General features: G+C 40.8%; 21 protein-coding genes and 1 riboswitch. Of the genes, 13 read left to right on the top strand and 8 right to left on the bottom strand.

The window, feature by feature from the left end; all coding sequences use genetic code 11:
* Window positions 1-13: 13 nt before the first annotated feature.
* Window positions 14-760 carry a DeoR/GlpR family DNA-binding transcription regulator gene (locus EKM80_RS08235; RefSeq protein ID WP_125552640.1) on the bottom strand — a complete coding sequence of 249 codons (747 nt, stop codon included), beginning with the start codon at window positions 758-760 and terminating at the stop codon, window positions 14-16.
* A 156-nt stretch (window positions 761-916) separates the two neighbouring features.
* Between EKM80_RS08235 and EKM80_RS08230 the strand changes: the two genes are divergently transcribed.
* The 4 genes from EKM80_RS08230 to EKM80_RS08215 all read left to right on the top strand — a co-directional run bounded on the left by EKM80_RS08230 (window position 917) and on the right by EKM80_RS08215 (window position 10,486).
* Window positions 917-1,714, top strand: a complete 798-nt coding sequence (locus EKM80_RS08230) for a glycyl-radical enzyme activating protein (protein ID WP_125552639.1) — start codon at window positions 917-919, stop codon at window positions 1,712-1,714.
* A 790-nt stretch (window positions 1,715-2,504) separates the two neighbouring features.
* Window positions 2,505-8,102: a KxYKxGKxW signal peptide domain-containing protein gene (locus tag EKM80_RS08225; protein ID WP_125552638.1), complete on the top strand. Its 5,598-nt coding sequence runs from the start codon at window positions 2,505-2,507 to the stop codon at window positions 8,100-8,102.
* 96 nt (window positions 8,103-8,198) lie between these two features.
* Complete coding sequence (locus tag EKM80_RS08220) at window positions 8,199-8,918, top strand: hypothetical protein (protein WP_125552637.1); 720 nt, start codon at window positions 8,199-8,201, stop codon at window positions 8,916-8,918.
* 14 nt (window positions 8,919-8,932) lie between these two features.
* Complete coding sequence (locus EKM80_RS08215; RefSeq protein ID WP_125552636.1) at window positions 8,933-10,486, top strand: glycosyltransferase; 1,554 nt, start codon at window positions 8,933-8,935, stop codon at window positions 10,484-10,486.
* 69 nt (window positions 10,487-10,555) lie between these two features.
* Here the strand turns inward: EKM80_RS08215 and EKM80_RS08210 are convergent, their stop codons facing one another.
* The 7 genes from EKM80_RS08210 to EKM80_RS08180 form a co-directional block, all read right to left on the bottom strand.
* Window positions 10,556-12,073: a glycosyltransferase gene (locus EKM80_RS08210; protein WP_164509529.1), complete on the bottom strand. Its 1,518-nt coding sequence runs from the start codon at window positions 12,071-12,073 to the stop codon at window positions 10,556-10,558.
* A gap of 1 nt (window position 12,074) precedes the next feature.
* Entirely contained in the window at window positions 12,075-13,595 is a 1,521-nt protein-coding gene (locus EKM80_RS08205) for a glycosyltransferase (protein WP_125552634.1), read from the bottom strand.
* Between the two features lie 164 nt (window positions 13,596-13,759).
* Window positions 13,760-14,461: a DUF554 domain-containing protein gene (locus EKM80_RS08200; RefSeq protein ID WP_125552633.1), complete on the bottom strand. Its 702-nt coding sequence runs from the start codon at window positions 14,459-14,461 to the stop codon at window positions 13,760-13,762.
* A gap of 84 nt (window positions 14,462-14,545) precedes the next feature.
* Window positions 14,546-15,271, bottom strand: coding sequence for an energy-coupling factor ABC transporter ATP-binding protein (locus tag EKM80_RS08195; protein WP_125552632.1), 726 nt, complete (start codon window positions 15,269-15,271; stop codon window positions 14,546-14,548).
* A gap of 4 nt (window positions 15,272-15,275) precedes the next feature.
* Window positions 15,276-16,073: an energy-coupling factor transporter transmembrane component T gene (locus EKM80_RS08190; protein ID WP_125552631.1), complete on the bottom strand. Its 798-nt coding sequence runs from the start codon at window positions 16,071-16,073 to the stop codon at window positions 15,276-15,278.
* Complete coding sequence (gene cbiM / locus EKM80_RS08185) at window positions 16,063-17,022, bottom strand: cobalt transporter CbiM (protein WP_125552630.1); 960 nt, start codon at window positions 17,020-17,022, stop codon at window positions 16,063-16,065. Before cbiM ends, EKM80_RS08190 begins: the two co-directional genes overlap by 11 nt.
* Window positions 17,023-17,051: 29 nt before the next feature.
* Window positions 17,052-17,717: a Crp/Fnr family transcriptional regulator gene (locus EKM80_RS08180; RefSeq protein ID WP_125552629.1), complete on the bottom strand. Its 666-nt coding sequence runs from the start codon at window positions 17,715-17,717 to the stop codon at window positions 17,052-17,054.
* Between the two features lie 462 nt (window positions 17,718-18,179).
* On the opposite strand from EKM80_RS08180, the gene larA reads away from it, so the two are divergent.
* From larA to EKM80_RS08135, 9 genes are all read left to right on the top strand, one after another.
* Window positions 18,180-19,454, top strand: coding sequence for a nickel-dependent lactate racemase (gene larA, locus EKM80_RS08175; protein WP_125552628.1), 1,275 nt, complete (start codon window positions 18,180-18,182; stop codon window positions 19,452-19,454).
* 1 nt (window position 19,455) lies between these two features.
* A complete protein-coding gene (gene larB / locus EKM80_RS08170) occupies window positions 19,456-20,202 on the top strand; it encodes a nickel pincer cofactor biosynthesis protein LarB (RefSeq protein ID WP_125552627.1) in 747 nt (248 codons plus the stop codon).
* A gap of 12 nt (window positions 20,203-20,214) precedes the next feature.
* The gene (locus tag EKM80_RS15120) at window positions 20,215-20,991 is read left to right on the top strand and encodes a LarC family nickel insertion protein (RefSeq protein ID WP_125552626.1); all 777 of its coding nucleotides are present in this window, start codon (window positions 20,215-20,217) and stop codon (window positions 20,989-20,991) included.
* Window positions 20,992-21,029: 38 nt separating this feature from the next.
* Window positions 21,030-21,443, top strand: a complete 414-nt coding sequence (gene larC, locus EKM80_RS15115; RefSeq protein ID WP_125552655.1) for a nickel insertion protein — start codon at window positions 21,030-21,032, stop codon at window positions 21,441-21,443.
* Window positions 21,444-21,455: 12 nt separating this feature from the next.
* A complete protein-coding gene (gene larD / locus EKM80_RS08155) occupies window positions 21,456-22,169 on the top strand; it encodes a D/L-lactic acid transporter LarD (protein WP_125552625.1) in 714 nt (237 codons plus the stop codon).
* A gap of 62 nt (window positions 22,170-22,231) precedes the next feature.
* Complete coding sequence (gene larE, locus EKM80_RS08150) at window positions 22,232-23,053, top strand: ATP-dependent sacrificial sulfur transferase LarE (RefSeq protein ID WP_125552624.1); 822 nt, start codon at window positions 22,232-22,234, stop codon at window positions 23,051-23,053.
* Between the two features lie 132 nt (window positions 23,054-23,185).
* Window positions 23,186-23,749: a cob(I)yrinic acid a,c-diamide adenosyltransferase gene (locus EKM80_RS08145; protein ID WP_125552623.1), complete on the top strand. Its 564-nt coding sequence runs from the start codon at window positions 23,186-23,188 to the stop codon at window positions 23,747-23,749.
* A 38-nt stretch (window positions 23,750-23,787) separates the two neighbouring features.
* A riboswitch (adenosylcobalamin (AdoCbl) riboswitch) is annotated at window positions 23,788-23,936 on the top strand.
* A gap of 295 nt (window positions 23,937-24,231) precedes the next feature.
* Window positions 24,232-25,368, top strand: a complete 1,137-nt coding sequence (locus tag EKM80_RS08140) for a 1-propanol dehydrogenase PduQ (protein WP_125552622.1) — start codon at window positions 24,232-24,234, stop codon at window positions 25,366-25,368.
* An 89-nt stretch (window positions 25,369-25,457) separates the two neighbouring features.
* Window positions 25,458-25,805, top strand: coding sequence for a BMC domain-containing protein (locus tag EKM80_RS08135; RefSeq protein ID WP_318531440.1), 348 nt, complete (start codon window positions 25,458-25,460; stop codon window positions 25,803-25,805).
* Window positions 25,806-25,821 lie beyond the last annotated feature (16 nt).

The raw sequence follows: 25,821 nt of genomic DNA, 5'->3' as shown, positions 1-25,821 counted from the left end.
ATTGCTTTTGAAGTTAGGCTAAACGTAAATCGATTTTTTTCTGCTCTAATAAATCACGGATAATTGTTGGAATTTGTTGGTCAGTAATCACTGTAGCAACAGCGCTTAGCGGGAGTTGCTTGACCACACCAGGAGAACTAAATTTACTGGAATCAGTTAAGATAATAGCTTGATCAGACTGCTGTGCCATAGCTTGCACGATTTCTGCACGCATTAGATCATTACTGAAAAAGCCGGTATCAGCTGCGAAGCCATCTGTGCCAACAAATAATTTTTTGACGTGAAAGTTAGGCAGGAGCATCTTTGCTAACGGTCCAACAACTACTTCTGCATTAGCTTGGTATTCGCCGCCTAGTAGCATGATTTCGATGTTGTCAAACTTTTCAACAAAGTTGGCGATAAAATACGAATTTGTGATGATCGTGACGTGTTTCTTCTGTCGTCCAAGCTGTTCAGCTAACAGGGCGCAGGTTGAGCCGGATTCAATCATGATTGTTTCGTTTTCAGTGACCTGTGCAGCCGCTAATTTTGCAATTTTAACTTTGGTATCGTAATTTTGTGCTAAGCGGAAACTTAAGTTATCCGGATTATTGATAATGGCGTAACCGTGCCGCCGTTGTAATAAACCGCGCTGTTCTAGTTCGGTTAGATCTTTACGAATCGTTACTTTCGAAACCTGTAAAAGTTCAGCTAAGCGATTGACCTCTATTTTTTTATTCTGATTAACGATTTCTAATAATTGTTCACTACGTTTCGCCATGTGTGACCTCCTGCGCTTACAAATAGGTGCTTAAGAAATTTAGTATAAGTCTATTCTACCATGTTATCGCAAAATGCTGGTTTTTGAAAGAAACTATTTTTATTTACGTTTGAATAATTGTGTGTTATGGTAAAACTGAAAATGGAGGTGCAAGCTATGAGTAATTTGACAACGACTGATAAAGGTTTAATTTTCAATATACAAAAATTTAGTTTGAATGATGGACCGGGAATTCGGACGGTGGTTTTCTTCAAAGGTTGTCCCTTACGGTGCAAGTGGTGTGCTAATCCGGAATCACAATCTGGCCGTCCAGAAACGATGTATGATGAACAAAAGCAAACACCGACAATGATTGGTGAATACAAAACAGTAGCTGAAATTATGCAAGTTATTTTACAGGATCGTGATTTCTATGCTGAATCAGGTGGTGGCGTTACTTTTTCCGGTGGTGAGGTTCTGTTTCAAGCGCCGTTTGCCATTGAACTAGCACAAGCAATCCATGCCGCCGGAATTAGTGTAATGTGTGAAACGACTGGTTACGCGGCACCGGCGGTTTTTCAGCAGTTTATGCAGCAAATGGATTTCATGTACTATGATTGCAAACATTGGGATAGCCAGCAACACCGGCAGGGAGCGGGTGGTGGTAATGAGCTGATTTTACAAAATCTGCAAACAGCCATTGATGCGCAACAAGCTTTAACCGTCCGAATTCCGATTATTCCTGGTTTCAATTATGACTTAAGTAATGCGCATCATTTTGGTGAACTATTTCAAAAAATGGGCATTACTAATATTGAACTGTTACCGTTTCATCAATTTGGCTTAAAAAAGTATCGCGATTTGGGCCGTGATTACGCTTTAGCAGACGTCAAACAACTACAAAGTGATGATCTATTAAATTATCAAGCTATTCTTAGCGAATATGGCGTTATTGCTAAGATAAACGGCTGGTAGTCCCTGATGAATAACATGGTAGTAAAGCTGTACCATAGCTTTACTACCATGTTATTTTTTTGCTATTATTCACTTTTCTATCATCTAGTTGAACACTATTGACTGTTATATTCACAATAACGATATACATTTAAATGAAAAGATATTTGTTTAATGAACTATAGCAAAGATGAAAAATATAGTCCTAGTATTTTATTTTTCATAAAAAGCCAAATTATATATATATGTTAGTGATTAAGAAATATCACGATTAACTAAGATAAGTTAATTTGATTCTATACGCTGGCTTGCCTACTGAAACTAAACTTAAATTATTTTTAAGAAAAAATAAATAGTTTAACACCAGCTTATTTATTACGGCTATCAGCTGTAGAATACAGTATTATAAGTTGCAAAAGCGGATTTATAGCCTTTTTCAGAAAACTATCACATAGAAATATCTGAATTTTTAAAAAATAAGTAAATTAAAATAGCTTATATTATTCGTGATTATAGACAAAAATATTTATGGAAGCAAGCTGAAAACTGGTCAAATAGGCTAATTAGTGATCTGTAATAATAAAGAATATATTTAATTTTGATAGCTTATATATTTTTAAAAATATAAATTGGTAAAAAATAGTTTACTTTTATGATAAAAGAGCTATTATTAGGTGTGAATATTGTTGAAACTATATTTGATATAAAAAATCACTTATTTTGAATATATAGCTATGACGCTAGATCAACATTTCAAACTTTAGTTATTTATATACTTATTTTAGGTCAAAAAATTTTAGGAGATGTTCGTATGCAGTGGGGAAGCAAAAATATATCCAAGCGCAATAAGAACTTGCAATTACGCCGGGAAACAAGCAAAGTTCATTATCGGATGTATAAGGCTGGCAAATTTTGGTTATTCGCTGGATTGACAACGTTTACCTTGGCTTTTGGTCCTGGAGTAGTTGCGCACGCAGATACTGTAAGTGCAAATAATGACGCAACAGTTACGCAAACTTCTACAACAAGTGCTAATAGTTCAGCCACCAGTGGTCAAGCGCCGGTTAGTGAGACGGCGGTGACTGCTGCCTTGGCAAGCACTAGTTCTAGTACAAATTCGAGTTCTTCCACTAATAGTGCGGCAACTTTAAGCACCGCAACTAGTAATGATCAGAGTACAGCTACAACAGAAAATACGACCGGTACGGTAGCTACTAGTGAAGCAGCAGTTAGTGCTACAGCAACTAGTACTAGCTCAACTACTTCAACTAGTACCGCTGCCTCTAATGCAGTCACTTCGAATGCAACATCAGTAAGCAGTGAATCTGATAATCAAAGTACTGCTGCAACCGCGGATACAACTACAAATGCAACAAGTGGGACGTCGACTAGTGAAGCAACCAACAGTACTGCTTCAAGCACTGCAGCTTCGAGTACTAACGCAACTTCCACCGCAACTGATACAACGACTACTGGTTCAACGACAGCAAGTGATACTTCTGCTGCTCAGAATGTTTCTGATCCAGCAAGTACTGATACTGCTACTACCAGTACTGCGGCTTCTGCAGCAGCTGCCGCAACTGATACGGATACTGCGGAAACAACGCAACAAACCGCAACGGGCACCGATGCTACGGCAACGCCAGCAACTGGTACGGCCAGCACAGATGATGGCGCCGCAGTTTCTGACGTAGCGACACCAACAACGACTGCAAATACAGATACGACTAACGCGGCTTCAGCTAGCGCAATTGCCACTGCAGCTAATTCTGTAGCTACTTCTGCTGCAGTAACGACCCTAGTTGATCCATCGTCCGCAGCCTTGGCAGCCGCTTTATCTTCTGCTCAAGCAATCTATGAACAAACTGGAGTGGTACAGACAGTAATCGTAGCCGCTGCTGCAGCAACAGTGAACGGAAAAGGAACAGTATCTGCTGATCCAAGTTCGATTATTGGCGTTTATTTGACTACTGGTATTTCATCACAACCAACCGATTCAACAATCGTATTGGGTGATACTGCAGCAGTCAATGCACATTTGGCGTATGGGATTGTTGATAACTTAGCTTCACTTGGTTTAGCAGGTATCTCGTTAGGATCGGTACAACTTACACCTTCATATACAATTTATTCAAGTACGGATGGCGTAACTTGGACGGAAGGTAAAACAAATGCAACTGGTAACTTTAATGTAGTCCCATCAATAACTGGAACTATGTACTATCAAATTAAGGCTACTGAAAAAGTAACGCTTTTTGGACTTCCACTTGGTAGCACTACGAATTATTATTCAGATGTTGCAACTGTGACAACTGTAGCTGAGCCTGTACCTGCCACTTCAGTTTCCGTTGCAACAGATGATAACTATCTAATTGTTGGTGCGACTGTTACTGCTGGCGGCAAGAGTTCAACCTATAACGGAACTACTCAAGCTACGGCAACACTGACACCAGATGGTTCAACTAGCAAAGTGACTTCTTGGACCTCAAGTGATAATTCTGTAGCAACGGTTGATGCTAATGGTGTAGTTACAGCAGTTGGTAAAGGAACTGCCACAATTACCGCCACCGTCACAAATAGGGATGGCACAACGGTTTCAGGTACAAGTGATACCATTACAGTTGGTACTGGTGTTGATGATAAGACTGTTCATGAAGGACAACCTGCAACATTTACCATTAATGGAATTCCATCCTCTGCAGCTGGTGCTACGATCACGTACCAGTGGTATGGTCCAGATGGCAAAGCAATTTCTGGCGCAACAGGGACAAGTTACACGACTGCTGCAACTACAAGTACAGATGACGGCGACCAATATTATGTTATTGCAACAATTTCAGCTAGTGGACAAAAAGAAACAATTAAGACTGCACCAGCTACACTGACGGTTACGCCATATGATTCATCGATTACAATTGAATTTACAAGTGATGGTAAAACAATTTCGGATTCACAAGATATAACTTTTAAAAATGGAGAAGATATTATCGTTCCTACGCCCGCAACGGTACCTGGCTATACATTTGACTTTGCTAGTTCTACTGCCACATTACATGATGGAAATGTTATTTTATTGTCTACTTGGGGCAAGACGCTTGATAGCGCATTAGTTGCATTAGAAAATGAATACGAAACGCTAACTTCCGAAGGCGATGGTGCTTATATTGTTAATTATCATTATGAAGTTAATCAAACTGCAAATATACAATATATTGATTCTGCTACAGGCGCTGTAGTCGGATCAGGGGCAGCCTTAAGCGGTGTAGTCGGCAGTGATACTGACTGGACGATAAGTGAAAGTGATGTTCCAGTTGGTTATGATTTAGCAGATGGGCAAAAAACATCTGGAACATATACATTTACAGATGGTGAAGATCAAATTATCCAAATTCTAGTTACTAGCACAAATGATGGCACTGGTAACACCGGTGATAATAATACCGGCGACAATAACAGTGGTGATAGCAATACCGGTAACAGTAACTCAGGTTCCAACAATACCGGTGATAATAACACTGGGACAAGTAACAGTGGTGATAGCAATACCGGTAACAGTAACTCAGGCTCTGACAACAGTGGTGACAACAACACTGGTAACAGCAACTCGGGCTCTGACAACAGTGGTGACAACAACACTGGTAACAGCAACTCAGGTTCTGATAACAGTGGTGATACTAATACTGGTAATAACAACACCGGCGATAATAACACTGGTGACAGTAATGTAGGTAACAGCAATAGCGGATCTGACAATACTGGCGACAATAACACTGGTAACAGCAACTCAGGTTCTGATAACAGTGGTGATACTAATACTGGTAATAACAACACCGGCGATAATAACACTGGTGACAGTAATGTAGGTAACAGCAATAGCGGATCTGACAATACTGGCGACAATAACACTGGTAACAGCAACTCGGGCTCTGATAACACCGGCGATAACAACACTGGGACAAGTAACAGTGGTGATAGTAATACCGGTAACAGTAACTCAGGCTCTGACAACAGTGGTGACAACAACACTGGTAACAGCAACTCAGGCTCTGATAACACCGGCGATAACAACACTGGGACAAGTAACAGTGGTGATAGTAATACCGGTAACAGTAACTCGGGCTCTGACAACAGTGGTGATAGCAATACCGGTAACAGTAACTCAGGCTCTGACAACAGTGGTGACAACAACACTGGTAACAGTAACTCAGGCTCTGACAACAGTGGCGATAACAACACTGGGACAAGCAACAGTGGTGACAGTAATACCGGTAACAGTAACTCGGGCTCTGACAACAGTGGTGACAACAACACTGGTAACAGTAACTCAGGCTCTGACAACAGTGGCGATAACAACACTGGTAACAGTAACTCGGGCTCCGATAACAGCGGTGATACTAACACTGGTAATAACAATACCGGGGATAATAACACTGGTGACAGTAATGTAGGTAACAGCAATAGTGGTTCTGACAATACTGGCGACAACAACACTGGTAACAGCAACTCAGGCTCTGACAACAGTGGCGATAACAACACTGGTAACAGTAACTCAGGCTCCGATAACAGCGGTGATACTAACACTGGTAATAACAATACCGGGGATAATAACACTGGTGACAGTAATGTAGGTAACAGCAATAGTGGTTCTGACAATACTGGCGACAACAACACTGGTAACAGCAACTCAGGCTCTGATAACACCGGCGATAACAACACTGGGACAAGTAACAGTGGCGATGGTAATACTGGTAACAGTAACTCGGGCTCTGACAACAGTGGTGACAACAACACTGGTAACAGTAACTCAGGTTCTGATAACAGTGGTGATACTAACACTGGTAATAACAATACCGGTGATAATAACACTGGTGACAGTAATGTAGGTAACAGCAATAGCGGATCTGACAATACTGGCGACAACAACACTGGTAACAGCAACTCAGGTTCTGACAACAGTGGCGATAACAACACTGGTAACAGTAACTCGGGCTCCGACAACAGTGGTGATACTAACACTGGTAATAACAATACCGGTGATACTAACACTGGTAATAATAATACCGGGGATAACAACACCGGTGACAGTAATGTAGGTAACAACAATAGTGGATCTGACAATACTGGCGACAACAACACTGGTAACAGTAACTCGGGCTCTGATAACAGTGGCGATAACAATACTGGTAACAGCAACTCGGGCTCCGACAACAGTGGCGATAACAATACTGGTAATAGCAACTCAGGTTCTGATAACAGCGGCGATACTAACACTGGTAATAACAATACCGGGGATAACAACACCGGTGACAGTAATGTAGGTAACAGCAACAGTGGCTCCGACAATACTGGTGATAACAACACTGGTAACAGTAATTCGGGTTCTGACAACAGCGGTGATAACAACACTGGTAACAGTAATTCAGGCTCTGATAACAGTGGTGATAACAACACTGGTAATAGTAATTCCGGTGACAACAATACTGGCGATTCTAACAACGGTTCAGATAACGTTGGATCAGGAAATGATGGTAACAGTAACGTTGGTGACAATAACACTGGTAATAACAACGTTGGTAATAATAATGTAGGTAACAACAACGTGGGTAACAACTTAGTGGGGAATGATTTACCATATCAAAACTTAGTTGGTAAAAATGTTGTCGTTGCTAATGCTGCAAATGGTGGAACTTGGAAAATCACTGATAGCATTGCTACTTTGAACAATAGTAAAGGTAACGATGCCAAAGCAGAGGCAAATTACAAGCAAGTTACTACGTTTAATAATGCCGATGTTTTGACTGGAACGGTTGAATATATCAGTAACGTTAACATGAATAAAGCTGGTATCTATACTGTAGTAATGCGGTATGTTTCAGTTGATGGTGTGGTTAAAGAAGTAACGACTACGGTCACTGTTTTGCCTGTCACCGGTACTGGTTCCGGTAATGGTACAAGCACTGGTAACGGATCAAGCACTGGCAATGGTTCAGGCAATGGTTCAGGCAATGGTTCAGGCAATGGTTCAGGCATCAGTACAGGTTCAGGTAACGGTACAGGATCAAGCACTGGCAATGGTTCGAGCGTCGGTACAGGTTCAAATAACGGTACAGGATCAAGTACTGGTAACGGTTCAAGTGTCGGTACAGGATTAGGTGCTGGTAACGGTTCAAGTACAGGTGTAGAATCAGATACAACAGGTTCTGCTGTCAATGCTAGTAATGGTGCAACTACAACCAATTCTAATCTTAATGGAAACACTGCAAACGCTGGAAAGTATACAGCAACAACGCTTCCACAAACCGGCGAATCGGAAAATACATCTATGTCGATCTTTGGTTTGATGATGGTTGCTTTAGCATCGTTATTCGGTTTTGGATCATTGGACAAACGCCGCAAAGATAATAAATAATAGATTTTTTAAGTAAATAGGTTAGATTAAAAAGTCTGTTTTGAAAAAGACAGACTTTTTAATTACATATGAATACAATAAATGGAGGGAACCTAAATGAATTACTTTTTTACGAAAGGAATTAGCACTGCTGCTGATTATGATTATGCGAAGTACCAGTTGTTAAATCAAAAGAAAAAAACATATCTGGTCACAACTGATTATGATCGTTTCTTAAGTCAAAATTTAAATCGTTTGGGGATCTTGACTACGAATACAATCAATTTATTTGATCGCATCCAAAATGTGACACATATTCCTGCTAAAAAAGTGCAACTTGACGATTTAAATATAGTAAGTGATATTCCGCCGGTAAAAGTAAATGCCGATACGTATGGTTTTTACCATGAGGGCTATTGTTTTTGCACAGTGAAGTTGTTTAGTGACACTGCTGCAGTCGATCAAATTAACTACTATGACCGCTTTGCTAATTTACTCGAAATTGATTCCTATGATGTTCGCGGCTTTAAAAGTATTACAACGGTTTATGGTCAAAATGGTGGTGTTGCTACTGACAATATGTACACACCAGATGAAAAGTTAGCGTATGAAGAATTCTATCAAACTAATCCACAAACTGGCAAAATCGCCAGTTCTTTAAGTTTAGTTCATGGGGAAAAGGGCGTTACTTTTTATGATACGCGAACGGCATTAATTGCCAAATTTTACCAAACGTTGAATACGACTAGTAGTGACACTTTCTATGCAACTCAAAGTTTTCTTAATCAATATAATTTTGTAGCTGATCCTAGCATTCAATTTTTGGTTGCAGAGTAAGGGAGGAGAAACAAATGAATTATTTTATTTCTGGCATGCTGTATTACCGGCTTTCAGGTATTGAAATCGTAGAAGTTAAGCGACTAAAGTTGTTCAAACAACATCAGGTAGCATGTAAAATTGCCACCTTAAAATACAATAATTATATGCACGTCAATTTGCCAGTGTATGATTTACAGGATGCTGATGTGGTGAATTTGTATGATTACTTTCAGCAAGCAGAAAAAGTGACGGAACCGGCAACGGTGATCACTGACCTTAATGTAGATAAAAGTTTTACCCAAGAACAGCCTGATGAGATAACGTTTATTTTTAAACAAGCTGATGTGCAACGGTTGGAAATAAAAGTCTTTGCTGCAGAAGAATTTGGTCATACTTTTGTGAAGAATCAAGTGCGTAGTATTAATTATTTTGATCGCTTTGAGCATAAAATTCGTTGTGAAACCTTTGATACGCGTGGCTTTTTAAGCTTGAGCCAAACTTTTGGGCAAAACGGCGGCATTAACCAAGAGATTTTTTATACGCCTAGTGGTGAGCGCGCAATTATTTGTGATTATGCGCAAAATGATGAGCAACAGGTTGCAATGAGTTCTGTCAGAGTCAATTATCAGAATCATTGGTATGTATTTAGTGATTTAATTGAGTTACGCAGCTTTTTCTTAGATTGTTTAAATCAGGAAGCACAATTACAGGCTAAATTCTTTTCTGATAAGAGTAATATCGGCGATGCGGCAATGTTGGGTATGAAAACAAAAGCAGTAAAAATAGTTGTGCGGCATTCAACGCACACTTATGATCCAACGGCGCCTCTGACCAGTCGGTTAAATGATGTTATTTTAAATCAATTTAACAATCGGCAAAGCTTGTCAGCAGCGATTGTTTCCACTGCGCAACAAACTAAGGACATGCAAATTCGGTTTAATCATGAGTTACCATTTTACACGATTCCAGTTGCCTACGTTGACAATGCGCTATTGCAAAAAGCGCCGGTACTGTTAAAACAGCGTAAACGGCACACGATACTTGCGGTGGCTAGAATTAATGAAGAAAAGCGAATTGAACAAATGATCGATGCTTTAAGCAAAGTTAGAAAAACTGTTGCTGACGCGACATTGGAAATTTATGGTTATGTACCTAATTCAACTTATTTAAAAACGTTGCAAGAAAAAGCAGCTGCACTGCAATTAACTAATGCAGTACTGTTTCAACAATTTCAGCCGGATTTAACTGACGTTTATAATGAAATGCCAATATTGATTTTAACCAGTGCTTTTGAAAGCTTCAATATGTCATTATTGGAAGGAATTGCGCACGGGGTGGTACCGATTGCGTACGATATTAACTATGGTCCAGCGACGATTATCGACAATGAAAAAAATGGTTATTTAATCAAAAATGGTGATAGTCACGCTCTGGCGGAGAAAATTGTTAACTTGCTAACCGATGATGCTTTATTACAGCAAATGAGCACACAAGCCTATCGCAAGGCGGCCGAATTTGCTGCAGATCATGTCTGGCAACTTTGGCAAGAAAAAATCATTAATAATTCTGAATTAAAAGCTAAATAAGAAAAGATCTAGTATCTAGTGATAACAAGCATTGCAGCTTGTTGGCGCTAGGCGCTAGGTCTTTTTTTGTTATTGAATCACTGAGCTGGCGGTCCATTGCTGCCAAGTAGCAGTGGCTGAAAAAGTTTGCCGGGCCGCGTATGCGTTGTGGCTAAGTTGCGCTAACAAAGGCTGATCTTGTAAATACTTGATTGCCGTGGCTGCAAGTTGTTGATAGTCGCCTTGTGGGATCACAGCCCCATTGACGTCTGGAGTAATGACTTCAGCTGGCCCATAATTTGTCGCATAGGAAATAATTGGCACACCATGCGCAAAAGCTTCTATTAAAGAAAGCGGATTTCCTTCGTGAAGACTGGTTAACAGCATCAGTTGGGCCGAATCGTAAACCTGATCTAGATTTTGTGAATAACCTTTAAAGGCCACATTAGCGGTTAAATTCAGGTCAGCTACTTGCTTTTGTAACTGCTGCAATAGCTTTTGATCGTTAGTGTAACCCCAGATATCTAATGTTGCATCAGGAATTTTTTGCTGGATCAATTGAAAAGCCTTGATCATATCGGGTAAATTTTTTTGTGGGTGTATTCTGGCAACGGCAATAATCTTGTGGCGTATTCTGCTAGCCAAAGGAATTTTAGCGGCTGTCAGTTGTTTGGCAGTAACGTAGCCGTATGGTAACGTTATGACCGGCATTTTAGGGGCAAATCTACGCTTGATATCATTAGCTTGTTTTTGTGTTGGTACAATTAGACCGGCAAACTTAGTCGCGTTATCTAATTCAAAACGATAATTAGCATAAATCGGCCCATCCAAATTCATGGGATCAACGGTATGGATATTGTGCCAAACTAAGAAGTTACGCGTTTTCGTGGTTAACCACGTTAAAGGCCGATCATAAACATAATCTAGGTCAGCCAGTAAAGTGTCGGGAATTTGCGGTTGCTTGAGGTTTAATTCATCTAACACAAAGCGAATCAATTGATTCATGTTATCGAAGTACCAATCATTACCGGCGTAATTAAAAATACGATAGCAAGTCACTGGATACTGGTTACCACTGTGTCGATAGATTTTTTCAACGGCTGGCTGATGCTGCGGCGTATACATCACTTCACTAACAACACCGCCACCATTTTGATCCATAAATTGTGTGAAGCTTAAAAAGCCGCGGGTATCGTAGAAATCCTTTTGGACAACTTGGCCATTGAACGCGCTGAAATGGACTTCACTTACTTGTTTGGCAGCGAAGTTAAAAGGAATAATTCGCAGAATAACATGGTTATTGATCAAGTAATCGGTATAATTGTTTTTTGTGATGACTGTATCATAGTTGCCGGGCGCTTTAATATCTTTGACCATTTTTTTCACGCCATGGTAGGTTTCTGCATGTTGTAACCAGTCAAAAAGATTCAAAATATCGTGTTCATGCAGACCGTTGATAGTCGCGTGATAATGAAAAAAGCGATCATACGCATTGGTAAAAATCTTTGCTGGAACATGATTTTGTTTGAATAGTTGTAGCCGTTTAATTTGTGCATGTTCGATACCAGAAGGCTGAGCGGCAAGCTGTTCCGTTAAAAAATAATACATGCTATTGGCCTCCATTCTGTTTTGTGATAATTGGTTGCCAAGCTTGCCAAACTTGTTCGGCCGAGAATCGCGTGCGTCCTTGATAGGCATGGGTACTAAATGTTTGTAATAATTTAGGCGCTTTTAATAGCTGAATCGCTTTATCGGCCATACCGGTAATGTCTTGTTGCTCAAATAAGTAGCCATCAACACCGGCACGAATAATTTCATTAGGGCCATAATTGATATCATAGGAGAGCGCTGGCACACCGTGTGCTAAGGCTTCCATAATGGCCAAACCGTAACCTTCATAACGACTAGTAGATATGAATAATTGCGTCGTGTCATAAACTGTGGCCATGTCAGTTGTGTAATCGTTGAAAGTAACGGCAGCAGTTAAATTTAGTTGTTTGACCTGTTGCTGTAATTTCCGGGCAATTTCTTCATCATTAACATAGCCGTAAAGCGCTAATGTTGCTTGCGGTACTTGTTCGTGGATCTTTTGGAAGACAGTGATTGTATCTTCGAGCCGTTTTTGCTCATGAATTCTCGCCACATTAATGATTTTAAAGGGCTGTCGGTCCGCCATTAAAATCGGTGTAGCCGCTAATTGTTGATCAGAAATTGAACCTACTGGTACCTGATATTGCTTAAACGTTGGGTGCCACCGATTCTTAATATCATTGAGTTGATGTTGTGTCGGCGATAACAAGCCGGTTACTTTTTCCTGGTTCGCTAAATAATTAGGAATCGTCGCGTACGGTTTACTAGTCATGGGTGCATTGGGATCTGCAACCACAATATTATGGGTATAGAAAAAACGTCGTGCAGCCGTTTTCATATTAAAAATGGCTGTTTCCACGATGAAATTGCGATCGACGATAAAGGTTGTTGGCTCTTTATTTTGCCGGTTGAGTTCATCGAAGAAAAATGTATCTAAAGCTTGCTTAGAATCGAAAAAGTAGTCGGCGCCTTTATAATCGACAAGTTGAAAAAAGTTTTCTTTTTTTGCGCCAGCAGTGAAACCAGCTTTTAAAACTAAATTTCCAGAAACGTTATAGTAAAGACGTTGCGCAACTCGATTATCAAAACCCAGCATTTGGCGCTGACTTAGGAAGCCACGTTCATCATAAATATCGATTTGAAAGGGATTATCTAGTCGATCATAGAAGGTGATCTGGTGAATATATTGTTCTTGCCACATTTCGACGCGCATAACTAAGTGGTCTTGATTAAAAAACTTATAGATATTTTTTTCTGAGCGCATTTGTGTCGCACGTGGCACCTGAATATCGTTGAGGGTTGCTCGTTGCCCCCGATAATTAGTTGCCTTTTGAAAGTAGTCAAAGATATTGATCAAGTCAACATCACGTAATTTATAGGTCTGCATATTTTGATGTTGGATCGTACTGTAATTCATGGTTAAAATTTTTGCTGGTATTTTATGTTTTTGGAAAAGAGCTAAACGCTTAAGCTGCGCGTGTTCTATTCCCGAAATGCGGTAATCAAGCATACTAGTAATGAAGTAATACAAATTAAACATCTCGTTCCTAATTTCAATATTTAGTTTATGATAAACTAACCTAATTTTACCATTAAATGTAAACGCTTAGTTAAAAATTGTAAAATTATTAATTAATAGTTGATGCTTAATTAGACAAAAAAAGCCAATCCGCTACATCTAAAAATCGATGCTGGATTAGCTTTTTAGAAATAAAAATATTGTAGGGTTAAAAAAATAACCATGATCACCAAGCTGGGTAAAAAGTTCGAAACACGAATCTTAGTTAATTTCATAACGTTTAGTCCAATTGCGATGATCAGTAAACCGCCAATTTGGCTGATACCGGCCATTAAAATTGTGATCAACGCATGGGGAACATAGCTGATCAGTACGCTGGCAATTATAGTGATGGCACCTTGGTAGATCAAAACTGGTAAGCTAGAAAAAAGCACGCCAATTCCTAGTGAGGCAGTCAGCATGATTGCCATAAAACCATCCATCACCGCTTTAGTGTACAAGGTTTGATTATCACCGGAAACACCACTTTGAATCGCACCAATAATACCCATTGAACCGATGACAAAAATTAAGGTGCTGGTGACGAAACCTTCCGCAAAATTACCGTTATTTTTGGCGAAATGTTTTTGAAGAAACAAGCCTAAATGAGTCATGCCGTCCTCAATTTTCATGACTTCACCAAGCATAGCGCCTAAGCAAAGGCTAATGATAATTAAGGTGAAAGCGTTGGTTTTCACTGCCATTTGCAGGCCGAGAGCAACAACACCGATGCCGATCCCTTTGGTTACGGTATCCTTGGTTTGTTCACTAATATTACGTAACACGGTACCGACTAAACTGCCAACAACAATCGCTAATCCGTTAACGATTGAGCCTAATAAAAGCATGAAATTACCCCATCTCCGTATGCTGATTATTAAAATCGTATCACAAAACGGTGAAAGAACAAATAGTGTTAGGGTAAATAATACTTATAATAAGGCGAGTTCTTTTTGTAACTCAGGTTTGGTGGCTAAGCTGGTACGATCAATATCGTAAGCAATTTGGTGCTGCTCGTTAAAAACGACAAAACGGTGCGCACTGGTTTTAATTTGTAGATAATCATGACTAGCGATTAAAATCGTTTTGCCGGCTTGCTGCAAAGTCGTTAACAAGGCCAATATTTCATGTTGAGCGGCAGGGGTTAAGCCATTTAACGGTTCATCGAGAATTAGCACATCAGGGTTTAACGCCAGCACGCTAGCTAAAGCGACACGCTTTTTTTCACCACCAGATAAGTGATAGGGCACACGTTCACGTAATTGGCGACAACCAGTTAAAACTAGGCAATCGTTGACACGACGCTCAATTTCCGCTTCTGCTAACGGTAGTTGTCGCAGGCCAAAGGCGACTTCATCGGCAACGGTTAAGTTAAATAATTGGGTATCACTGTTTTGAAAAACAACGCCAATTTGTTGATGCAAGCGTTGGCGTTGTTGGGCATTTTTTAAGTACGTGGCATCGATAGTCGTTTGCTGAAATGCATAGGTGCCACTACTGGCGACTTTTAAGCCGCTAAGAATATTAAATAGCGTGGACTTACCACAGCCGTTGGGACCCATGAAGCAAACAAATTCACCGCGCTTGATTTGTAAGTTGATTTTGTCCAAGCCAAGACCGCTTGGGTAAGCATAGGTTAATTGATCAAGGGTTATCATCGCGTCACCTTCCCAGTAAAAATAAGAAACAAAAAACCGTTACTTCTAATAATAAGTAAAGCTGATCACGCTGGCGGGTTCTTGGTGCTGCTGGGTAAACCCCGATGAAACCGCGCGCCTCCATGGCAGCGTACAAATCGAGGGCGTAATCACGCGTTTTTAAGTACAATGTGCCAAAAAGTAGGCCGATCATTTGGTAGGGATGCTTAGACTTACCAACAGTCCGTAAGCTAACAGCTTGTAAGAGTTGCAATAAAAATTCGCCGAGCATTTTTAAATAAATTAAGGTTATATCGACCACAAAAATAACGCTGTTTGGGCAATGCAACTGCTGTAGCGCAGTAATGACTTGATTAAATGTGGTCGTGGTGCGGTAGTAATTTAGGTTCAATAGAATCAGTAACGTTTTAGCTGCAAATAATGCAACGTTAGCATTTAATAACAAGCTTGGTAAAATTAATAAAATAGCAAAAGCTCCAGTAACAGCTGTTTGGCGCAGGACTTGACGCAAATAAATCGGTGGTAGTAACAATAAGATAACTAAATCACCTAATAATAACAGCCAGAGTAATAATATATTTTGGTTAAGTGAGAGCAACAATATGACACCCAACACGGCCAGTAACTTGTGTTGCGGTGCGATAAAATGTTTTAACGGTGGCCGCGCCAAATCGTTGGCCTGACTGAAACGCTGTAATAAGCGTTCTAAACGTTGCATGTTTTGCGCCAAAAAATGTCGTTGCTGGTGGCCAGTTGGTAGTGGTGTGCTGGTGGTTAGCCAGTCTGGTAGCTTAGTGCTCATGTTGCAATACTCGCATGGCAACAGCAAAAATCAGCACGGCTGTAACTGCTGATAAAATATAACCTAGGGGTAAGCTTAATCCGTGAATCGCATAATCGCTGAATAACGCATTAAAATGAAAGCCATGCGTCATGCCAGCTGGGGCAGCCGTGTGTAGGCGTTGCGCCAATTCATGATTATTCCATTCTCCCCAAGCAGTGCCGGAAGCCAACAAACCAAGTGGTGATAGGACGATCAAGCCGATCAATAGCCCATAAAAAACTTTAAATGATTTTGCCGTTGCTGGGGCCTGATATAAGGTTGTCGGCGCGGCTTTTTTGATGAACTGGTAAACGAAAACGCTAAATAGAACTTCGACCCAACCAGCGATCAATAAATGCGCCGTCAACATCGCTGGGATCGTGATTTTCAAACCGTAAGGACAGTATAGCGCCACGCCTGTGCTGGTGTGGGCCAACAATGGTTGTAAGCCGAGCTCGATGCCTGCAGTTAAAGCTGCTAAGTTGATTCCTAAATACGCGCCCACCGCTAAGCCAATTTTTTCGTGGTGTAGGCGCTGGCCAATCTGAAAGCAAGCGTAGCCGACAAAGGGCATGATCACGGCCATATTAAAGGCATTGGCGCCAAAGGCTAGCACGCCGCCGTCACCAAAAAGTAGCGCCTGCAGGAGTAGGGTTAATGATAATGCCAAGCAGGCAGCCCACGGTCCCAGTAATACCGCTAACAAGGCACCACCAACTGCATGCGCCGTGGTACCACCAGGAATCGGTAAATTAAACATCATGATCAAGAAAGCCAGCGCTGCGGCAACACCGATCAATGGGACGGTTTCTTTTTTTGTTTTGATCTGCGCCTTAACTTTTAATACTGAAACGGTCCAGATCGGTGCCATTGCGGTTATCATGACGCCACAAGTTGCGGGACTTAAATAATTATCGGGGATGTGCATGACCTTGCTCCTTTTTTGAATAGTTGTTTTTAATTGGCGATATGATCGATCAAATAGCTGATATCAGTAATAATGAATTTACGATCCTTAGTGGTCAATGCGCCGTCGTGCTTCAGCTCGTTTAACATCCGATTGACGCTACTACGTGAACTAATACCACAGAAGCCAGCAATATCATCATTGGTGACGGTGAAGTCGATTAAAATACCTTCTGAGATCTGGCGGCCAAATAAGTCGATCAAACCGTAGATAAAGGCGCAGACAGCCCCTTTTTTACCGTTCATCACCATTCGTTGTAGCCGGAAAATATTTTCCGATAACTTTTTGCGGTAATAATTTTTAATGTAGTTTTGTAACTCTGGGTTGGCGTTGACGTACTGCCAAAAAGTGACGCGATCGATCTGATAAAAGGTGGCTTCAGCGGATTCGATGCGCACGTTAAAAGGTTGTGAAGTATATTTGGATACTTCGTCGCGCAATAAAGAAATGACATCTGGCTTGGCAATATAGGACAAGTTAAACTCACGGCCATCTTGCAGGATAATACTGTTTTTAATGATGCCTTGTTTCAATATATAGGTATAATGCTCAGAAAGTCCGTGATAAGTGAGGTAGGTGTGACGCTTTTTGTGAATTTGCGGTACGTTGTGCGCTTCAAGGTAACTAATTAAATATTCAATATCGGTCAATACCATTCGTCTTCATTTCTTTCATGTAAGTTTTGAGTGTGTTCTAGTTTTAAATTAAAACAATTGCGAAAATGAATGCTAGTGTCTAACCAAGCGTTTATTTTGAAATTAACGCTAACGTAAATGTGGTCAAAAAGAATTGATACTGGCGTTAATAATTAAAGCTGAAACGTTTTTTAACACAATTAAGATTGACAAATGCGACACATCAACGTCGCATTTAGCAAGCTTAGGTGGTCAAAGTAGGGCAACTACTAAAACTCATTTTCGTGAAAATTCTGCTAGCTCCACCTCAAAATTACAATTACTTAATGTATCATAGTCTTCTGGTGAAAAAACGCGATAGCATTTAAAGTATACATTTGTTAACCCACTTTGGAAATGCCAAACGTGGCAGACAAGTTTAAAAAAGATGCGTATAACTGACCGTGCAGAGAAAAAAACATAAACGAAAGAGGATGTCACCGCATGGTAGCTATTGATTTGCCTTACGATAAAACCACGATCACCGCGGAAATTGCTGACGAAAATTTTGCTGGTAAGTTAGTTTCGCAGGCTGCTACTTATCATAATGACTTTACAGAACAGGAGACCGTCGAGAAGTCGTTGGATCACCCAATCGGCTCAGCTAGTTTGGAAGAACTGGCTAAAGGCAAAAAGAATATTGTTATCATTAGTTCCGATCATACTCGGCCAGTGCCGTCACATATTATCACGCCAATTTTGTTGCGTCGCTTACGTAGCGTTGCCCCAGACGCACGCATTCGTATTTTAGTTGCTACAGGTTTTCATCGACCATCAACCCATGAAGAATTAGTTAACAAATATGGTGCCGATATTGTTGCTAACGAAGAGATCGTGATGCACGTGTCAACTGATGATAGCGCCATGGTCAAAATTGGCCAGTTACCATCTGGTGGCGATTGCATCATTAATAAAGTGGCAGCAGAAGCCGACCTACTGATTTCTGAAGGCTTTATTGAATCCCATTTCTTCGCTGGTTTTTCCGGCGGCCGTAAATCAGTTTTGCCTGGTGTTGCTTCCTATAAAACAATCATGGCCAACCACTCTGGTGAGTTCATCAATTCACATCAAGCACGGACTGGTAATTTAATGCATAATCCGATCCATAAAGATATGGTTTATGCTGCCCGTACTGCTAAATTAGCTTTCATCATTAATGTTGTACTGGATGAAGATAAGAAAATCATTGGCTCTTTTGCTGGTGATATGGAAGCTGCCCACAAAGTCGGTTGTGATTTTGTTAAAAAGTTATCCAGTGTCGACAAAATTGATTGTGACATTGCAATTTCAACTAATGGTGGCTTCCCGTTAGATCAGAATATTTATCAAGCCGTTAAAGGGATGACTGCCGCCGAAGCAACAAATAAAGAGGGCGGCACGATCATTATGGTTGCCGGCTCGCGTGATGGTCATGGTGGCGAAGGCTTTTACCATAATTTAGCTGACGTTACTGATCCAAAAGACTTTTTGGAACAGGCTATTAACACACCACGGCTAAAAACGATTCCTGATCAGTGGACTGCCCAAATTTTTGCGCGGATCTTGGTGCATCATCATGTGATCTTCGTTTCTGACTTAGTTGACCCACAATTGATCACTGATATGCACATGGAGTTGGCCACATCATTAGAACAAGCAATGGCCAGTGCGTACAAACGTGAAGGCGAAAAGGCTAAAGTTGTTGTGATTCCTGATGGTCTTGGCGTAATCGTACAATAAGATGGAACAAGCGCAATTAGAAGCATTATTGCAACAAGTTGCTAGCGGCAAAGTTGCACCAGAAATGGCGAGTCAGCAGTTAAAACAGGAACCGATTGCGGATCTGGGCTTTGCTCAAGTTGATCTGGATCGAAAGCGTCGCAATGGCTACCCAGAAGTAATTTATGGTGCTGGCAAAACGGCACCACAAATCATTGGTATCGCGCAAACCTTGCAGCAACACGAGCAACCAATTTTGATCACGCGCTTGTCCGCAGAAAAATTTCAGGCGGTGCAGGCGACTTTATTGACGGCAACATACTACGCCGAAGCGCGCTGTGCTGTAATTGGGACACCGTTGCCAGCTACCGATGACAGTTATATTGCTGTTGTGACAGCGGGCACTTCTGATATACCAGTTGCTGAAGAAGCTGCGATTACGGCAACAACATTTGGTAACCGTGTGGAACGGGTGTATGACGTTGGTGTCGCCGGAATTCAGCGGTTATTTAACCGACTGGATGTAATTCGTGGCGCAAAAGTTGTGATTGTTATCGCCGGGATGGAAGGGGCACTGGCTAGCGTGGTTGGCGGCTTGATCGATAAACCACTGATTGCTGTACCAACTAGTATCGGTTACGGCACCAATTTTCAGGGTATGACGGCGCTGCTGACGATGTTGAATAGTTGCGCTTCAGGCATCACGGTAGTCAACGTGGATAATGGTTTTGGCGCTGCCTATTCAGCCAGCATGATCAATCATTTATAAAGGAAGAGTGCAATGCGAACATTATATTTAGATGCTTTTTCTGGCATTAGCGGTGATATGTTTATTGGCGCTTTGTTGGATCTTGGTGTTGATTTTGACCAATTCAAGCAAGAATTAGCGAAGCTTGGTGTGAGCGGCTATCAGTTAAGTTGCCAGCAAGAGGCTAAAAGTAGCATTTATGGGACTAACTTTGATGTGCTGTTACCACATGAAAAGGATCATGGTTTTATCGAAGAAGCTGCACACCAGCACCACCATCATCACGGCCGTCATTTGCAAGAAATTCTAGATTTGATCGCCAATAGTGATTTATCCGACTGGGTCAAAGAAAAAGCCAATGCTGTGTTTAATGAAATTGCACAGGCAGAAGCGGTTGTCCATCATTTGCCGCTAACGGAAGTTCATTTTCACGAAGTTGGCGCGTTAGATTCAATCGTCGATATCGTCGGCTGTTGCGTCGCCTTGGAAATGCTGCAAGTCGATACCGTCAAATGTTCCGCGTTGGCGGACGGTAGCGGTTTTATCCAAGTGGCACACGGTCAAATGCCAGTGCCAGTACCTGCAGTCATGCAAATGCGTGTTGGCACCACGATTCCCATTAAAGCACGGCCAGAGGTGCACACCGAGTTGATTACACCAACGGGGATGGGCTTAGTGAAAGTGTTAGTGAGCGAATTTGGTTCATTACCAGAAACAATCACACCACTGAAAATTGGTTACGGCTTCGGCAAACGGGAGACAGGCGGTTTTAACGCCTTGCGGACTGTTTTATTTGAAAAAAAAAATTAAGTCAACAAGTGGTCACTAAAAAGGCCGATCAGATTTTATTGCTGGAGGCTAATTTAGACGATCAAACCGGCGAAGCGCTCGGCTACGTCATGCAGTTATTGTTAGATGCTGGCGCGTTAGACGTTTACTTTACACCGATTCAAATGAAAAAAAATCGGCCGGCAACTAAGCTGTCAGTTTTGGCACCAAGCACAGCACGGGAGCGATTTACCCAGCTGATCTTGCGCCATACCAGTACGATTGGTGTGCGCTATCAAACGTGGCAGCGCACAATTATGCAACGCCACTTTGAAACGGTGACCACCAAGTATGGTGCGGTGCAGGTAAAGGTGGCAACCTATGGGGATATTGTTAAACGCACCCCAGAATATGCTGACTGTGCGCGTTTAGCACAGCAAAAAAATAAACCATTAATGATGATTTATCAAGCAGTTTTACAACAACTAGATTAAGGAAGTGGCACCTTGCTCCATCGATTAATTGCAGAATTTATGGGGACCGCCTTGATGATTATTTTCGGGGTTGGTGTTCATTGTAGCGAAGTTTTAAAAGGTACCAAGTATCGTGGTTCCGGCCATATGTTTGCCATCACAACTTGGGGCTTTGGTATTACGATTTCATTGTTTATTTTTGGCGACGTGTGCATTAATCCAGCTATGGTGCTGGCGCAATGCTTGCTCGGTAACATTAAATGGGCAATGTTTGTGCCGTATTCAGTGGCGGAGGTACTCGGCGGCGTGATTGGTGCCATGATTGTCTGGGTGATGTACGCCGATCATTTTAAGGCGTCAGAAGCCGAAGTATCACCGATCACGATTCGCAATTTATTTTCCACGGCACCGGCAGTCCGGAATTTACCACGCAACTTTTTTGTCGAATTTTTCGATACATTTATTTTTATTGCTGGTATCTTAGCTATTTCTGAAGTCAAAACACCAGGGATTGTACCAATTGGTGTTGGCTTGCTAGTTTGGGCTATTGGCATGGGCTTAGGCGGGCCAACTGGTTTCGCCATGAACTTAGCCCGTGACATGGGGCCACGGATCGCCCACGCTTTATTACCAATAAAAAATAAGGCTGACAGTGACTGGCAATATGGTATTCTTGTGCCCGGCATTGCTCCATTCTTTGGCGCGGCCTGTGCAGCTTGGTTCATGCACGGCTTTTTCCACATTTAAGCCGAAGTGTGGGTGCATTTGTACCAAGTAAAATATAAATTTAATTCAAAGGAAGCTTTAATATGCAAACTTTAGCAGAAAAGAAACAAGTCCTTACTAATAACTTGAAACAATTGGAAAATGTTGTTGTCGCTTTTTCTGGTGGCATCGACAGTACTTTGGTTTTGAAAATGGCGCTCGACGTTTTAGGCCATGACCACGTGACCGCAGTTGTTGCTAACTCTGAATTATTTACCGACGAAGAATTCAACAAAGCTGTTAGCTTAGCTCATGAATTGGGCGCCCATGTTGAAACCACGACAATTGATTATTTAGCCAACGAGCACATCAAACAAAACTTAGCTGACAGCTGGTATTACGCTAAGAAAATGTTCTATGCACGTTTAAATGAAATCGCCGCTGGATCAGCCGTTTTGGATGGCATGATCATGGACGATAACAACGACTATCGCCCAGGCTTAAAAGCACGTACCGATGCTGGTGCTCATAGTCCCTTACAAGAAGCTGACCTGTACAAAAAAGACGTTCGCGCCTTAGCCCAAGAATTAGGCTTAACTAACTGGAACAAAGTTGCTTCATGTTCCGTTTCTTCACGCTTCCCATACGGTACAACCTTGACCTCAGAGAAGTTGCAACAAGTCATGCAAGCAGAAAAATACATCCGCGACCTTGGCTTTCCAACTGTCCGAGTACGTTATCACGAAGAAATCGCACGCATTGAATTACCAGAAGCTCGTTTCAACGACTTCTTAGTTTTCAATCAACGGGTCAATGACGCTTTACTTAAGTTAGGTTTCAAGTACGTCACAATTGACTTAGGTGGCTTCCGTAGCGGCCGCATGAACGATGTTTTGTCGAAAAAAGAATTAGCACAATTTGCCTAGTAAAAAAGCTGTTACAAGTAAAGTGGTTTGCAAAATACATGTGTAAGCGTTACAATTCAATCGTAAATTACATTTAGGCAAAGGCGCCTAGCACATTTTTGTGCTAGGCGCCTTTTTTAGGAGGTTAGCACAGTGCAACTATATACTAAAACAGGCGATCATGGAATGACTAAGTTAATTGGTGGAAGTATGGTAAGCAAAGATTCTGACCGTGTTAGTGCATACGGTACAATCGATGAACTGAACACTTGGCTAGGGTTGTGTATCGTTGAATTAGGTAATGATTTTTCTGACTTAGATAAAGAATTGCAACAGCTCCAGCAATTTTTATTTGACTTGGGATCTGATTTAGCTAATCCGGAGTTAAATAACGAAAATGCGCGCTTAGATAAGCGAACGGTTCAATGGATTGAGCAACGGATTGATTATTTTCAAAATATACCGCCAGCGGTTTCTAGATTTATTTTACCTGGAGGTAGTAAAGAGTCAGCATTGTTCCAAATTTGCCGTACAATTACACGGCGTGCAGAGCGTCATATTGTCACATTAAATTGGACTTCAGCTTTACCAAGTTATTTATTAATTTTTGTCAATCGTTTATCAGATTATTTTTATGCATTAGCGCGTATTGCTAATTTACGTAATAACGTTACAGATGTGTTTTATGAAAATGGCGGTGAAGTATTTCAAAAATAATAGACAAGAAAAATTACATGTGATAAAGTAAAACAGATAATTGAATAAAAGCACGTTATAAAATGGAATTGCGGTGAAATCCCGCGACGGTCCCGCCACTGTGATTAGTTTTTCAACTATAAGTCAGAACTTTTTTGTAAATGTGCTCGTTCTGCATGTTACTTCGATGTAAAGTGACATGCTTTTAGTATTCTTTATCGACGAATACAATGGAGTATTTGTCTAGCTAAACAATGCTGTTTAGTGGTGCCATAATGAGATAAATATCTTATTATGGTTTTTTTTATTATTTTTGGATTTATCATTGACAAACAGAGATGTAAGCGCTAAATTATATATGTAAATAAAAATAATAATAATAACTTCGTACAATGGTGTGCGTATAAAAGCATAGTGGCTTTTGGATAACTTTTTTGTTGTCCAAAAGCCACTTTTTTATTTTTATTAAATTATGAATTGAATTAATAAGGAGGGATTATCTGTTGGAAAAAATTCGATTTAGTACAGAAATTTGGACTGGTGATGCGGCGTTACAAGGCTTATTAGATTTTCATGACCAACGTGTGTTTATCGTTACTGATCCCTTTATGGTTAAGTCTGGTAATATAGCAGCCATTACAGATCAATTATCTGAAAAAAATGAGATTAAAATATTTTCAGATATTGTGCCTGATCCGCCAATTACGAAAATTACTTTAGGTGTTGAGGCGTTAAACAAATTTAATGCGACCGTGGTTGTCGCTGTTGGCGGTGGATCAGCAATTGATGCTGCCAAGGCCATGAAATTCTTTACAAAACGTATTACGAAGCAAAAAGAAGAAATTCTATTTATTGCTATTCCAACTACAAGTGGAACTGGGTCAGAGGTTACAAACTTTTCCGTAATCACAAATAGTGAAGCGGGTATTAAGTATCCACTAGTAACAGACGAAATTCTGCCGCAAATCGCTATTCTAGATGCTGATTTAGTAAAAACAGCACCACAAAATATTACAGTAGATACCGGTATGGATGTTTTAACCCATTGTTTGGAAGCATACGTTTCAATTGATGCCAATGACTTTTCTGATGCACTTGCTGAAAAAGCGTTTCAACTTGTATTTGAGAATATTGAAAAAGTTAGTAAAGATGGGAGCAATATTGAAGCAAGACAAAGAATGCATAACGCGTCATGCATTGCTGGAATGGCCTTTAATTTAGCAAATTTAGGGTTGAATCATGGTATTGCACATGCTGCGGGTGCCAAATTTCATATTCCACATGGTCGATTAAATACAATTCTATTGCCACATATTATTGCTTATAATGCTAATATAGCTCGCAATTCTAGTAATGTTGCTGCACTGAAGTATTGCAATTTAGCAAGATTGATCGGTTTATCAGCGTCTAATCCGCGTATCGGTATTCGGAGCTTGACTAACACAATTATTCAATTGCGCCGCAAACTTAAAATGCCAGATTCATTTCAGGCTTATGGCATTAAGAAAGAGCTGTTTGACCAATCTAAAAATGATATTGCAGAGGCTGCGTTAAAAGATGGTACAACAGCTGCTAATCCGCGTAAGCCAACTAAGGAAGACATTATCGCTATACTTGAAGAAAGCTTCACAAAAAATTGACATCATGGACGAAGACACACTATAATTTATAAATGTAATCGCTTTAGCGTTTACACTGAGAGTAGCAATTGTGAGAGAAGGTGACTAAACTGGCAGAAACACAACGCATGATTCAAGAATATGTCCCAGGTAAGCAGGTAACATTGGCTCATGTTATTGCTCATCCAGAACCTGATATTTATACTAAGCTGGGCCTATCAATGAAAGATGGAGCTGCATTAGGTATTCTGACAATCACACCCAGTGAGGCATCAATTATTGCAGCAGATATTGCTTCTAAGGCTGGAGACATCAAAATTGGTTTTCTTGATCGTTTTAGTGGGTCATTGGTAATTACTGGAGACGTAAGTTCAGTTGAAAGTGCGGTGAGTCAGGTTACAACTAGTTTAGAACAGATTCTTCATTTCTCAGTTACACACGCGATTACACACACTTAATTATAAAGGAGTGTCC

The sequence above is a fragment of the Loigolactobacillus jiayinensis genome (genome assembly GCF_003946445.1).
GTDB classification, from domain to species: Bacteria; Bacillota; Bacilli; order Lactobacillales; family Lactobacillaceae; genus Loigolactobacillus; species Loigolactobacillus jiayinensis.
Note: the sequence above shows the minus strand (reverse complement) of the source record. Positions and strands in the feature narration are given on the sequence as shown.

Coding starts and splice junctions, on each gene's coding strand:
- EKM80_RS08235 (WP_125552640.1), bottom strand. CDS start 760: ATGGCGAAACGTAGTGAACAATTATTAGAAATCGTTAATCAGAATAAA.
- EKM80_RS08230 (WP_125552639.1), top strand. CDS start 917: ATGAGTAATTTGACAACGACTGATAAAGGTTTAATTTTCAATATACAA.
- EKM80_RS08225 (WP_125552638.1), top strand. CDS start 2,505: ATGCAGTGGGGAAGCAAAAATATATCCAAGCGCAATAAGAACTTGCAA.
- EKM80_RS08220 (WP_125552637.1), top strand. CDS start 8,199: ATGAATTACTTTTTTACGAAAGGAATTAGCACTGCTGCTGATTATGAT.
- EKM80_RS08215 (WP_125552636.1), top strand. CDS start 8,933: ATGAATTATTTTATTTCTGGCATGCTGTATTACCGGCTTTCAGGTATT.
- EKM80_RS08210 (WP_164509529.1), bottom strand. CDS start 12,073: ATGTATTATTTTTTAACGGAACAGCTTGCCGCTCAGCCTTCTGGTATC.
- EKM80_RS08205 (WP_125552634.1), bottom strand. CDS start 13,595: ATGTTTAATTTGTATTACTTCATTACTAGTATGCTTGATTACCGCATT.
- EKM80_RS08200 (WP_125552633.1), bottom strand. CDS start 14,461: ATGCTTTTATTAGGCTCAATCGTTAACGGATTAGCGATTGTTGTTGGC.
- EKM80_RS08195 (WP_125552632.1), bottom strand. CDS start 15,271: ATGATAACCCTTGATCAATTAACCTATGCTTACCCAAGCGGTCTTGGC.
- EKM80_RS08190 (WP_125552631.1), bottom strand. CDS start 16,073: ATGAGCACTAAGCTACCAGACTGGCTAACCACCAGCACACCACTACCA.
- cbiM (WP_125552630.1), bottom strand. CDS start 17,022: ATGCACATCCCCGATAATTATTTAAGTCCCGCAACTTGTGGCGTCATG.
- EKM80_RS08180 (WP_125552629.1), bottom strand. CDS start 17,717: ATGGTATTGACCGATATTGAATATTTAATTAGTTACCTTGAAGCGCAC.
- larA (WP_125552628.1), top strand. CDS start 18,180: ATGGTAGCTATTGATTTGCCTTACGATAAAACCACGATCACCGCGGAA.
- larB (WP_125552627.1), top strand. CDS start 19,456: ATGGAACAAGCGCAATTAGAAGCATTATTGCAACAAGTTGCTAGCGGC.
- EKM80_RS15120 (WP_125552626.1), top strand. CDS start 20,215: ATGCGAACATTATATTTAGATGCTTTTTCTGGCATTAGCGGTGATATG.
- larE (WP_125552624.1), top strand. CDS start 22,232: ATGCAAACTTTAGCAGAAAAGAAACAAGTCCTTACTAATAACTTGAAA.